This is a genomic window from Sphingopyxis soli, from assembly GCF_018682675.1.
GTDB lineage: Bacteria > Pseudomonadota > Alphaproteobacteria > Sphingomonadales > Sphingomonadaceae > Sphingopyxis > Sphingopyxis soli.
In genome coordinates this window covers 45643-58884 of record NZ_JAFMTR010000051.1, presented here as the reverse complement: position 1 = coordinate 58884, position 13242 = coordinate 45643, and the positions used below count along the sequence as shown (strand labels likewise).

8 protein-coding genes are annotated in these 13242 nt (G+C 64.4%); 5 read left to right on the top strand and 3 right to left on the bottom strand.

What is annotated here, in order from left to right; genetic code table 11:
• Positions 1–125: 125 nt before the first annotated feature.
• Positions 126–1154: a LacI family DNA-binding transcriptional regulator gene (locus tag J1N50_RS07510; protein WP_215352079.1), complete on the bottom strand. Its 1029-nt coding sequence runs from the start codon at positions 1152–1154 to the stop codon at positions 126–128.
• Between the two features lie 316 nt (positions 1155–1470).
• Here J1N50_RS07510 and J1N50_RS07505 point away from each other — a divergent pair, with 316 nt between their 5' ends.
• From J1N50_RS07505 to J1N50_RS07485, 5 genes are all read left to right on the top strand, one after another.
• A complete protein-coding gene (locus tag J1N50_RS07505) occupies positions 1471–4296 on the top strand; it encodes a TonB-dependent receptor (RefSeq protein WP_215352077.1) in 2826 nt (941 codons plus the stop codon).
• A 74-nt stretch (positions 4297–4370) separates the two neighbouring features.
• Entirely contained in the window at positions 4371–5876 is a 1506-nt protein-coding gene (locus J1N50_RS07500) for a tryptophan halogenase family protein (RefSeq protein WP_215352075.1), read from the top strand.
• A complete protein-coding gene (locus tag J1N50_RS07495; protein WP_215352073.1) occupies positions 5873–7681 on the top strand; it encodes an alpha-amylase family glycosyl hydrolase in 1809 nt (602 codons plus the stop codon). The genes J1N50_RS07500 and J1N50_RS07495 overlap by 4 nt, the downstream gene beginning before the upstream one ends.
• A gap of 15 nt (positions 7682–7696) precedes the next feature.
• Positions 7697–9331, top strand: coding sequence for an alpha-amylase family glycosyl hydrolase (locus tag J1N50_RS07490; RefSeq protein WP_215352071.1), 1635 nt, complete (start codon positions 7697–7699; stop codon positions 9329–9331).
• Positions 9331–11373, top strand: coding sequence for a glycoside hydrolase family 97 protein (locus tag J1N50_RS07485; protein WP_215352063.1), 2043 nt, complete (start codon positions 9331–9333; stop codon positions 11371–11373). Before J1N50_RS07490 ends, J1N50_RS07485 begins: the two co-directional genes overlap by 1 nt.
• 561 nt (positions 11374–11934) lie before the next feature.
• Here J1N50_RS07485 and J1N50_RS07480 read toward each other — a convergent pair.
• Positions 11935–12663: an HPP family protein gene (locus J1N50_RS07480; protein ID WP_343828308.1), complete on the bottom strand. Its 729-nt coding sequence runs from the start codon at positions 12661–12663 to the stop codon at positions 11935–11937.
• A 117-nt stretch (positions 12664–12780) separates the two neighbouring features.
• Positions 12781–13194, bottom strand: a complete 414-nt coding sequence (locus J1N50_RS07475; protein ID WP_215352061.1) for a MarR family winged helix-turn-helix transcriptional regulator — start codon at positions 13192–13194, stop codon at positions 12781–12783.
• Between the last annotated feature and the right edge of the window lie 48 nt (positions 13195–13242).

The following is a 13242-nucleotide window of genomic DNA, read 5'->3' as shown; positions in this document are numbered from 1 at the left end:
GTCTCTCCCTGCACGGCCGCGCAGGCGGCTCTTTCGGCGCGGTGATCTTGCCGCGGACTTGCCCAAGAGCAAGCGGGTACCGGAAACGTATACGAATACGTAGGGTCGGCCCTGTGGTCCTGACCCTAGCTGCTCTGGCGGCGGATGAGGCGGGTGGGCAGGATCGACCGTTCGACCGGCTGACCGTCGATCTGGCGCAGCAGCGCATCGACGAGCAGGGCGCCCGCACCCTTGAGGTCCTGCATCACCGTCGTGAGGGTCGGGGAGGTGAGGCTGGCCGCCGGAATGTCGTCAAAGCCGATCAGCGCGACGTCGCGGGGCAGGGCAAGACCGGCCTCGTTCAGCGCCCGCATCGCGCCGATGGCGATGAGATCGCTGGCCGCGAAAATCGCGTCGAAGCCGATGGCCCGATCGATCAACGCGCGGGCCGCGTCATAGCCCGATTCTTCCGACGAGACCGCATTCACCTGCAAACCGGGATTCGCGTCGATACCGGAGGTCGCCATCGCGCGGCACAGCCCCATGTATCGGTCCTTGAACTCGGGTGCGTGGTCCGACGCGTCGCCGAGAAACGCGATCCGTCGCCGCCCGATCTCCAGGAAATGCTCGCCCGCCTGGATGCCGGCACCGATATTGTCCGAGCCGACGGTGAGCCCGATGTTGTCGTCGGCGACCGATCCCCAGCGCACGAATTTCGTGCCCATCTCGACAAGATGTTCGAGTTTGGCGCGGTAGAGCTGATAATCCCCATAACCAAGCAGGATGATGCCGTCCGAACGGTGGCTGTCCTGATAGTCGACGTGCCAGTCGCTGTGCATCTGCTGGAAGCTGATGAGAAGATCATAGCCGCGCAGCGCACACTGGCGCGTTATCGAGCCGAGCATCGAAAGAAAGAACGGGTTGATCATCGACTCGTCGGGCGTCGGATCCTCGAAGAAGAGCAGCGCGAGCGTGTGCGTGCGCTGCGAGCGGAGACTCGAGGCATTCTTGTCGACGGTATAGTTGAGCTCGCGCGCGATCCGCTCGATATTGGCCCGGGTCGCGGCGCTCACCGACTTGCTTCCGCGAAGCGCGCGCGAGACGGTCGGCTGCGACACACCCGCCAGATAGGCGATATCGAAACTGGTGGGCTTGGCCGTCGGTGGACGCCCCATATCCTTCTCCCCTCGGGCCGGCTTGTGCCCAGCCCGTTACCCGCTGATTAGCGGGCGGCGCGGGCGATGCCAATCGTCTCGCGCGACGTGCCCGTACCGGGCAAGCGCGACCTGTCGTCGCTGTGACATTTGCGCGGCAGGACGCCCCCCTGCATATTATGCGTATACGTATACCCTATAGCCGCGCCGCCGATTTGGCCTCAATTGCTGCTGCGACGATGGGAAAACCCACGCGACGATGAGGATGCCCACGGCGTGACACGCCGCTTCCCAGCCGCCGCGCGACCGACCATCCCGTCGCAACAGGGGAGCGATTATGCCTAATTCCACCAGCCTTCGCCGCGGCGTCAGCACCGTAGCGGTCGGCCTTGCCTTGGCAGCGATGCTATCGGGAACCGCGATGGCGCAAGACAGCGCCACGCCGCCGGCTGAAGACGTGCCCGCCGAGGGCGATATCGTCGTTACCGGCTATTCGGCCAGCCTCCAGAGCGCGGTCAACGCCAAGAAAACGCGCGACCAGGTCGTCGAATCGATTTCGGCCGAGGATATCGGCAAGCTTCCCGACGCCTCGATCGCGGAGTCGATCGCGCGCCTGCCGGGCCTGACCTCGCAGCGCGTTTCGGGGCGCTCGAACGCGATCTCGATCCGCGGCTTCGCGCCCGACTTCTCGACCACGCTGCTCAACGGCCGCGAACAGACCTCGACCGGCGACAACCGCGCGGTCGAATATGACCAATATCCCAGCGAGGTCATCAACCAGGTGCTCGTCTACAAGACGCCGATGGCGTCGATCGTCGGGCAGGGGCTTTCGGGCACGGTCGATCTGCGCACGATCCGTCCGCTCGACTATGGCAAGCGCGTGATCTCGGTCGGCGGGCGCGGCAGCTGGGCCGAAATCGGCAAGCTCAACGCCGGATCGAAGAAATATGGCTACCGCGTCAACGGCGTGTATGTCGATCAGTTCGCGAACGATACGCTGGGGATCGCATTGTCGGCAAGCTATGTCGACGAACCGTATCAGATCCAGGAATTCAACGCGTGGGGCTATGCCGGCGACGGCACCACTGCGAACCCCGTGGTTATCGGCGGGTCGAAAAGCTATGCCACCTCGACCCAGCTGACGCGGCTTGGCCTGCAGGGCACGCTGCAGTGGCGGCCGAGCCCCAATTTCACCTCGACCATCGATGCCTTCTATTCGGACTTTAAGGACGACCAGATCAAGCGCGGCATCGAACTGCCGCTCGCCTTCGGCGGCGCCGGGGTCAATGTCACCGACGTCGACAGCAGCGGCCAATATGTCTTCGCGCGGTCGGGCACCTTCACCAGTGTCGAGGGCGTCGTGCGCAACGACGTCTTCGAACGGCAGGCAAAGCTCTACAGCTTCGGCTGGAACAACCGCTGGGAAGGCGGCGACGGCTGGAACGTCACCGCCGATATCAGCCTGTCGAAGACCGACCGCAACGAACTGATCCTCGAAAGCAATGCCGGCACCGGGCGCGGCGCGGGCGTCGGCGCGACCGACACGATCGGTTTCACCAGCGACCGCAACGGCACGGTGTTCAGCCCCGGGCTGAACTATGGCGACTATGATCTGATCCAGCTCACCAGCCCGCTCGGCTGGGGCGGCGACCAGACCGGTGTCGACGGCACGCGCATCCGCGGCGGCCAGGACGGCTATTACAACAACCGCATCATCAAGGACGAGCTGTGGCAATATCGCGTCGAAGTCGAACGCGAGCTGGAAGGCTTCCTGAAATCGGTGCAGTTCGGCGTGAACTATACCGATCGCAGCAAGAGCCTTGTCCCCGACGAAGCCTTCGTCGGTCTCGTCGCCAACACCGACGGCCTGACCAGCGTGCCGATCCCCGAACAATATCGCCTTGGCACGACCAACCTGTCGTACCTCGGGCTGGGGCCTGTCGTCAGCTATGACCCGCGCGACCTGCTCGCGGCCGGCATCTATCAGCTGGTCGCCAATCCCTATGGCGACGTCGTGGTCAAATCCTACGACGTGTCCGAAAAGCTGATGACTACCTATCTCCAGGCCAACATCGACCAGGAAATGGGCTCGTCGGTGCTGACCGGGAATGTGGGCGTGCAGGCGGTCTTCACCGACCAGAATTCGAACGGTGCCAGCGCCGCCTATATCGGCCAGAATGCCAACGGATCGCCGAACATCCAGGGCATCCCGCAGCGCGCGAGCACCGACTATGTCGATGTCCTGCCCAGCCTGAACCTGTCGCTGCGTACCGCCAGCGATTTCGTGGTCCGCTTCAGCCTGGCGCGCGAGATCATCCGTCCGCGCCTCGACGACATGCGCGCGTCGCTGAAATATGGCACGACGATCGGCGACGTCGGCAGCGGCGTCTGCCCCGTCGGCCGGCAGTGCGCGGTCGTTCGCGGCGACGCCGGCAACCCGGACCTGCGTCCGTGGCGCGCCAATGCCGCCGACCTGACGTTCGAGAAATATTTCGGGTCGAAGGGCTATCTGGCGGTGCAGCTCTTCTACAAGGACCTGAAGAGCTACATCTACAATCAGGACGTCGCCTTCGATTTCACCGGCTATCCGATCCAGGATCCGGGGCTCGACGTGAACGGCAATCCGATCATCGTGAACTATCTGGGCACCGTGAACGTCCCGATCAACGGCAAAGGCGGCAAGCTTTACGGCGTCGAACTGGCCGGCACCTTGCCCCTTGGCGAGCTGGTATCGGCGCTCGACGGATTCGGCGTGACGGGCGGCGCATCCTATACGAAGACCAAGATCCAGCCGACGCCGGGGGCGCCGGCCCAGGATATCCCCGGCTATTCGAAATGGGTCGCCAACGGCACCGCCTATTTCGAGAAATGGGGCTTTAACGCCCGCGTCAGCGCGCGCTACCGGTCGAGCTTCGTCGGCGAGCTGTCGGGCTTCGGTGGCAACCGTGTCCGCCGCCGCGCCCGCGCAGAGACGATCGTCGACGCGCAGATCGGCTATGACTTCCAGCCGGGCAGCGCGCTTGAGGGGCTGTCGCTCTTTGTCCAGGGCCAGAACCTGACGAACGAGCCCTTCGTGACCGACGATCCGCGCGATAGCCGGGCGGTGATCGACTATCAGGTCTATGGCCGCCGCTACCTCGCGGGCGCCTCGTTCAAATTCTGAACCCTCCCTGACGGGGGCGGCCGGATCGCGCCGCCCCCGTCCTCTTGTTGCGCTACAGGGCAGAGGCTGATCTTATGTCCCCCATGCGGCTAATTATCATCGGCGGAGGCACGGCGGGCTGGATGGCCGCGGCCTGTTTGCGCCATTTCCTGCCGGCGAGCTGGTCGGTCCGGCTGGTCGAATCCGACGCGATCGCGACCGTCGGAGTCGGCGAAGCGACGATCCCGCAGATCCGTCTCTTCAACGACGCGCTCGGAATCGACGAGGATGAGTTTCTTGCCGCGACGCAGGGCACGATCAAGCTCGGCATCGAATTCAACGGCTGGACGCGGCCTGGTCATCGCTACATGCACGCCTTCGGGGCGATCGGGCGCGGGCTCGGCCTGCTTGAGTTCCATCACTATTGGTTGCGCGCGTGGGCGACCGGGGTGGCCGAACCGCTCGACCATTATTCGCTCAACGAGCGGGCCGCATATGCGCGGCGGATGCAGCGCGGCGCGCCTCGCACGTCGCCGCACCTGCTCGAGATGCCCTATGCATATCATTTCGACGCCGCGCTCTACGCCGCCTTTCTCCGCCGCCGCGCCGAAACCGCCGGTGTCGAGCGGATCGAGGGGAAAGTGGTCGATGTCCGTCTGAATGGCGAGACCGGCGATGTCACCGGCGTCGCACTCGATGACGGGCGGTCTGTCGAGGGCGATTTCTTCATCGACTGTTCGGGTTTCCGGGGCCTGCTGATCGAGGGCGCGCTCGAAACCGGATATGAGGACTGGTCGCACTGGCTCCTCAACAATCGCGCGGTGGCGGTGCCGTGCGCGCACGGTGCCACGCCGCAGCTACCGTGGACCGGGGCAACGACGCGCGACGCGGGTTGGCAGTGGCGTATCCCGCTGCAGCACCGGATCGGCAATGGCTATGTCTATTGTTCGGACCATGTAACGGACGACGAGGCCGTCGCGACCCTGCTTGCCAATCTCGACGGACCCGCGCAGGCGGAACCGAACCGGCTGCGCTTCGTCAGCGGCAAGCGGCGCCGGATGTGGAACCGCAATGTCGTTGCGCTTGGACTGGCCAGCGGCTTCATGGAGCCGCTCGAATCGACGAGCATCCATCTGGTGCAGGCCGGCATATCGCGGCTGCTCAAGATGTTGCCATCGGGCGCGACCGACCCCGCTGTCGCTGCCGAGTTCAACCGGCAGAGCGACTTCGAGTGGGAGCGTATCCGCGATTTCATCATCCTGCATTTCAAGGCGACCGAGCGGCGCGACACGGCTTATTGGCGCGACCGGGCAGAGATGCCGGTTCCCGACACGCTCGCGGCGAAGATCGAGCTGTTCCTCGCCCAGGGCCTGATCTTTCGCGAGCATGAGGAGCTGTTCACCGAATCCGGCTGGCTGCAAGTGCTGGTGGGGCAGGGGATTGCGCCGCGCGCGTGGCATCCGCTGGCCGATGGGATCGGCGCCGACGACCTCGCGCGCTATATGGCCGGCGTCGCGGCGATGGTCGAAGCGGAGGTCGCGCAAATGGCGAGCTATGACGATTTCCTTGCGGCAACCTCGCGCGCGGCGGTGGCGGCGTGATCCGCGGGCTCGCCGCGCTTGCGCTGATACTGGCGCCGCTTCCGGTGCTGGCGCAGGCCGGCCTCGCCGACGTCCGCGCGCGTCCCGCGACCGACGAAGTGATCTATTTCGTCCTGCCCGACCGGTTCGAGAATGGCGACCCGCGCAACGATCGCGGCGGGCTGACGGGCGACCGGCTCGCAACCGGTTACGATCCGTCGGCCAAGGGCTTCTATCACGGCGGCGATCTTGCCGGGCTGACGAAGCGGCTCGATTATATCCAGGGGATGGGCGCGACCGCGATCTGGTTCGCCCCCATCTTCAAGAACAAGCCGGTGCAAGGACCCAAGGGCGACGAGAGCGCTGGTTATCACGGCTATTGGGTCACCGATTTCACGCGCGTCGATCCGCACTTCGGGACCAATGACGAGTTCCGGGCTTTCGTCGACGCGGCGCACGCGCGCGGGATGAAGGTCTATATGGACATCATCACCAACCACACCGCCGACGTCATTCGCTACACCGAAGGCGAAGCGGAGGGCTATAAATATCGCAGCCTCGCCGACTATCCTTATTCGCGCCGCGGCGGGGTGAACGGGGCGCCGATCAACCCGGGCTTCGCCGGCGATCAGGATTCCTCGCCCGAAAACTGGGCCAAGCTGACCGACCCGTCTTTCGCCTACACGGCTGTCGTGCCGAAGGGTGAGGAAAACGCCAAGGTTCCGGCGTGGCTGAACGATCCGATCTATTATCATAATCGGGGCAACAGCGACTGGGTCGGCGAGTCCGCGCTTTATGGCGATTTCGCCGGTCTCGACGATCTGGCGACCGAGAATCCGAAGGTCGTACAGGGTTTCATCGACATCTATGGCCGCTGGATCGACGCATTCGGGATCGACGGATTCCGTATCGACACCGCGAAGCATGTGAACCCCGAATTCTGGCAGGCTTTCGTTCCAGCGATGCTGGCCCGCGCAAAGGCGCGCGGGATTCCGAATTTCCACATCTTTGGCGAAGTCTATAACGACGCGGTCGATCCCGGATCGCTGGCGCGCCACACGCGCGTCGCCGGACTGCCGGCGGTGCTCGACTTCAGCTTCGCTCGCGCGGTGATCGATGCGGTCGGCGGAACAACCGGAACCGCCGTCTTCGAACGGCTGCTCGACGGCGATGTTCTGTACAAGGGCGGGCCGGCCGCGGCGCTGCAACTCCCGACCTTCCTCGGCAACCACGACATGGGCCGCTTCGCGATGTTCGTGAAGCAGGAAAACCCCGGTGCGAGCGCCGACGAACTGCTGAAGCGCGTGATGCTGGGTCATGCCATGCTGCTGACGCTGCGCGGTGTCCCGACGATCTATTATGGCGACGAGCAGGGTTTCGTGTCCGACGGAGGCGACCAGCTCGCGCGCGAGGACATGTTCGCCTCGACGGTCGACGTCTATAACGACAACGACCTGATCGGCACCGATGCGACCACCGCGTCGGCCAATTTCGACCCGGCCCATCCGCTCTACCGCGAGATCGCGGCGCTTTCGGCGATCCGCCGCAAGACGCCCGCGCTGCTGCACGGGACGACGAAGCTGCGCGCCATTTCGGAAAAGCCCGGCTTGCTCGCGGTCTCGCGGTTCGATCCCGACTCCGGCCGCGAGGTGTTGCTGGCGTTCAATACGTCTGCAACGCCCGTCTCGGCCAATATTGCCATCGACATGAGGAGCGCGGCCTTTACGTCGCTCCTTGGCGACTGTCCGGCGCAAGCCGCCGCGCCGGGCAGCCTGTTCCTCACTCTCCCCGCCTTCGGTACCGCCATATGCCAGGCCAAAGACTAAGCGGAAAAACGACGCGTGACGACGAACCATAGCCTTGCCCCACAGCCGCACGCCGTCGCCGACCTGCCGTGGTGGAAGGGCGCGGCGATCTACCAGATTTATCCGCGCAGCTTTGCAGATTCGAACGGCGACGGGATCGGTGATCTGGCGGGCATCACCGCGCGGCTCGATTATGTCGCCTCGCTGGGTGTCGACGCCATCTGGCTGTCGCCCTTCTATCCCTCGCCAATGGACGATTTCGGATACGATATTTCTGATTATTGCGGTGTCGATCCGATCTTCGGAACGCTCGACGATTTCGATGCGCTCGTCGCGCGCGCGCACGCGCTGGGTCTGAAGGTGACGACCGACCTTGTCTTTGCGCACACGTCGGACCGACACGATTGGTTCGCGACCAGCCGCGCGAGCAGGGACAATGCGATGGCCGACTGGTATGTCTGGGCCGATGCGAAGCCCGACGGCTCGCCGCCCACCAACTGGCAGTCGGTGTTCGGCGGTCCGGCATGGACGTGGGACGCGCGGCGCGGCCAATATTATATGCACAATTTCCTCGGGACCCAGCCGCAGCTCAACGTCCACAACCGCGCGGTTCAGGATGCATTGCTCGACGTGGTCCGCTTCTGGCTCGATCGCGGCGTCGACGGGTTCCGCATCGACGCGATCAATTTTGCGATGCACGATCCCGAATTGCGCGACAATCCGCCGGCGCCGCCGTCGAACAAGGTCCGCACCCGGCCGTTCGATTTCCAGCTGAAAATCCACAACCAGTCGCATCCCGACATTCCGCTGTTCCTTGAGCGCATTCGCGCGCTGACCGACGAATATGGCGGCAGCTTCACCGTCGCCGAGGTCGGCGGCGACGATGCGGTGCGCGAGATGAAGCTGTTCACCGCGGGCGACCGGCGCCTGAACAGCGCCTATGGTTTCGACTTCCTCTACGCGGACCGGCTGACGCCGAAGCTCGTTCGCGAAGCTGCCGAGCAATGGCCCGACGCGCCGGGTATCGGCTGGCCGAGCTGGGCCTTCGAAAACCACGATGCGCCGCGCGCGGTGTCGCGCTGGACGCCCGCCGGCGTCGATGCCACCGCCTATTCGCGCATGAAGATGGTGCTGCTATGTGCGCTGCGCGGCAACATCATCATCTATAATGGCGAGGAACTGGGGCTCGATCAGGTCGATATCCCGTTCGAGATGGTCAAGGATCCCGAGGCGCTGAAGAACTGGCCGCTGACCCTGTCGCGCGACGGCGCGCGGACGCCTTTGCCGTGGGCAGCGGATGCGGCGCATGCCGGATTTTCGTCTGCCAGCCCGTGGCTACCCCTCGGCGACGCGCACGCCGGCCTCGCGGTCGACCGGCAGGATGGCGACCCCGCCTCGCTGCTCAACCTGACGCGGCGGCTCGTCGCGCTGCGGGCAGCGCACCCCGCGCTCCGTCACGGCCGCGACGGCGGCTGGGTGGCCGAGGGCGACCTGCTGGCCTTCGACCGCGTGGCCGAAGGCGAAACGATCCGCTGCCTCTTCAACCTCGGCGGCGCGTCCATCGACATTGCTGCCCAGCATCGCGGCGGAATGCCGATCGTGGCGCTCAATGGCGCCGACGCCGACACCCTGCCGCCTTGCGGTGCCCTCTGGATCCGGATCGACCATTGATGTCCATGCTTCGCCTTGCCCCGCTCGCGCTTCTCGCCGCGTCGCCCGCCTTCGCGCAGGAGGCGCCCGCGTCGGTCACCGCGACCTCGCCCGATGGTAGCCTGGTGCTGACCGTCGCGACCGACAACGACCAGCGCCCGACCTGGTCGCTGTCGCGCAAGGGGCAATTGCTGTTCGCGCCGTCGAAGCTCGGCTTCCTGCTCACCGACGGGATCGGCCTGCAACGCGGCTTCGCGATTCAGGGTGTCGAGCGCGCCAGCGCCGACAGCCGCTGGGAACAGCCGTGGGGCGAACGCCGCTTTGTGCGCGACCACCACAATGAACTGCTCGTTCGCCTGCGCCAGAACGAAAGCTGGGGCGGCCACGCGATGAACGTCCGTTTCCGCCTGTTCGACGACGGCATCGGCTTTCGCTACGAACTCCCCGAACAGGCGGGGCTCAAGACCGCGAAAATAGCCGACGAGATCACCGAGTTCGACCTGGTGCCCAAGGGCACGGCGTGGTGGATCACCGCCGGCGAGTGGAACCGGTACGAACAAGTCTATCAGAAGACGCCGGTCGATGCCGTCGCCACCGCGCACACGCCGATGACCGTGCGGCTCGACGACGGGACGCACCTGTCGTTCCACGAGGCAGCGCTCGTCGACTATTCGGGGATGTGGCTGAAGCGCGCCGAAGGGCAGAAATTCCGCGCCACGCTGGCGCCTTCGTCGAAAGGACCGCGCGTCGTCCGCGACCTTCCGTTCGCGACGCCGTGGCGCACGATCCGTATTGCAGGCAGCGCGGCGGGGCTGGTCGAAAGCGACCTCGAGCTCAATCTCAACGAACCGAACAAGCTGGGCGATGTTAGCTGGTTCAAGCCGATGAAATATGTCGGCATCTGGTGGGGGATGATCCGCGGCGACTGGACATGGGCCGAGGGGCCAAAGCACGGCGCGACGACCGAACGCACGAAGGCGACGATCGATTTCGCGGCGAAGCACGGGTTCGGCGGCGTGCTGGTCGAGGGCTGGAACAAGGGCTGGAACGGCAACTGGTTCGGCCACGGCGACGAGTTCAGCTTTACCGAGGCGACCCCCGATTTCGACTTGAAGGCGGTCACCGACTATGCCCGCGCGAAGCATGTCCAGCTGATCGGGCATCATGAAACCGGCGGGAATATAAAGGTTTACGAGGCGCAGCTCGACGATGCGATGAGGCTTTACGGGCGGCTTGGCGTCGGGACGATCAAGACCGGCTATGTCGCCGACGCGGGCGGCATCATCGCGCCGGGCGACACCCCCGACAGCGTCGCGATGGAATGGCACGACGGCCAGCGACAGGTGCATCATCATCTGAAGGTCGTCGAGACCGCGGCTAAATATCATATCGCGGTGAATCCGCACGAGCCGGTCAAGGACACCGGCCTTCGCCGCACCTATCCCAACTGGGTCGCACGCGAAGGTGCCCGGGGCATGGAATATAATGCCTGGGGCGCCTTCGCCAACGGTCCCGATCACGAACCGACGCTCGTCTATACGCGGATGCTGTCGGGTCCGATGGACTTCACCCCCGGGGTGCTCAGCCTCGAGGGGGCGAACCATACACCGCTTGCTTCGACGCTGGCGAAGCAGCTCGGCCTCTATCTCGCCATCTATTCGCCGATCCAGATGGCGGCCGATTTTCCCGAAACGCTGGAGAAATTTCCGCGCGAGCTCGATTTCATTTCCAAGGTTCCGGCCGACTGGTCGCAAAGCCACCTGATCGCTGGAGAAGTCGGCGATTTTGCGATCTTCGCGCGCAAGGATGGTGCGAGTGCGGACTGGTATGTCGGCGGGGTCAACGATGCGACCGAACGGACCCTCGACCTGAGCTTCGACTTTCTCGAACCCGGCAAGACCTACACCGCGAAGGTCTATAAGGATGGCGAGGGCGCGACCTATCTGACCGACGCGCGGCACCGGATCGCCTATGACATGGTCAAGGTGAAGAAGGGCGACCACTACCGCCTATGGCTCGCGCCGGGCGGCGGCGCGGCGATGCGGCTCAGTCCCGACCTATGAAAGTCACACGTTATCTCTCCTCGCATTGGTTGCGCCGGGCGCGTGGCTTGCTCTACCGCCGCTTATGCCGAGCGGGGCCTCTTTCTGGAATATCCGCGTGTCGCCGCCACGGGCCTGTCTGAGCAGCGCCTGACCATCGGGTTGCCGCCATCGCCTCCGACACAAGGGCGACCGGCACTTTCGGGTCGGCCGTATGCACGATCGCCTCGACCTCCTCGATCGCGCAGCGTCAAGGTCCGGCAAATGCGGCGGGCCATAAGACGTCGACTTGTTGATCGAAGCGAAGGCAATATCGACTACGGAATCTGCCCGCTCTCGGCATCATGAAAAAGGGAACATCCGTTTCCAGAAGCAGCGTGTTCCGCAATATCCGCTTTTGACAATGACTGCCCTAGCTGCAGACCGTCCGCCATCGGCCAGTACGGGTCTTCTCGCCACTCGCGCTCTAGCTAGCGCGCTTCAGCTCTCGCTGCCGCCTCATAGTCATTTGCTTCATATCCGGTTTGGTGGCATTCTTCATCTCACGCAAGCAGGTGCTGCCGTCCCGTTTGCGCAGCCAGATCAGGCAGCGCGGCTGATATACGAGCGCTGGCCGGTTTCGCCCAAGAGTTGCTCTCGTGTTGCGGCGCGCCGTTCGACAGCACGGACGATCACTGCGAGATCATCGATGTCGATATCGAAGGACTCACCGAGCTCGTCGAGCACGGCTTCGACATCGGCAGCATCGAGGCTTCTTCGATCAATCGATTGGAAGTTGCCTGAAGCAGGGATCGCGCGGTGGGGATAGGAATGGCCCGAGAAGCGGTGAAACGCAATTCCTGCCGCGACCAGAAGGATGGAATTCAGTCCGACCGCCAGAATGGGAAAGTTCCAGCCGAGCGCGTGAACCGCTGGTCCGCCTATGACGGCGGTGAGGGCGGCAGCACCTCCGGGTGGGTGGAGGCAGCGCGCCATAGACATGACGGCAATCGCAAGCCCGACCGCGAGGGCTGCAGCCAACTCGTGCGAGGTTGCGGAATTTGCCACGACGACGCCTGCCAGTGCCGACAGAATATTGCCCCCGATCACGGGCCAGGGTTGAGCCAGCGGGCTGGCGGGCACGGCAAACACGAGGACCGCCGATGCGCCGATCGGTGCGACAAGCCATATCGGAGTGAGGCTCGCCAACAGCGCAGCGCTCGTCAACGCGACAATTAGGATAGCCGCAAGTGCTCCCAGTGATGCCGCCAGACGATCGCTCGACCGGGCACCGGCTAGCCGTGGATGGAAACGCAACCAATCGAAACGCACAGGAGAAGACCCTTGAATATATCCGGCGCGCGCCTTGGCGCATCGCCGATCGTCCGCAAAGAAAGCATTATTTGTGCGGCATGAAGCGCCCAGTCTTCGTCGGTTGCTTGCGCGCGATCATCCGAACCTGTCGAGGAGGTCGGAAAGCAACGGCTTGATGCGCCGTATCTCCTGCTGATGCGCCGCCGACAGTGCCCGCAGCAGATTTTCGGCCTTGGGCGTCAGGTGCAACACGAGTTTGCGGCGATCGCCCTGGGGGGCTTCGCCGGCCAGCAGTCCCAGAGCCGAAAGCCGCTTCGCCAGCTCCGATACGGTGTGCGGCCGCAGAATCAGGCGCTGCGCGAGATAGCCGACGGTGGCTTCGCCGCGCGGTACGCCGCGTATCGCGAGCAGCGCTTGATGCTGCCTGGGGGAGAGGCCGGCCTTGGCGGCTTCGCCTTCGCTGAACGCGAGAAAAATGCGGATCGTCGCACGGAAATCGGCCAGCGCCGCATAATCGGCGTCATCGAGCGCGGCAGGATCTTTGCTCATCGAGCGAAACGGGATTGAGAAATATCGTAATACGACATAATGGGCGGC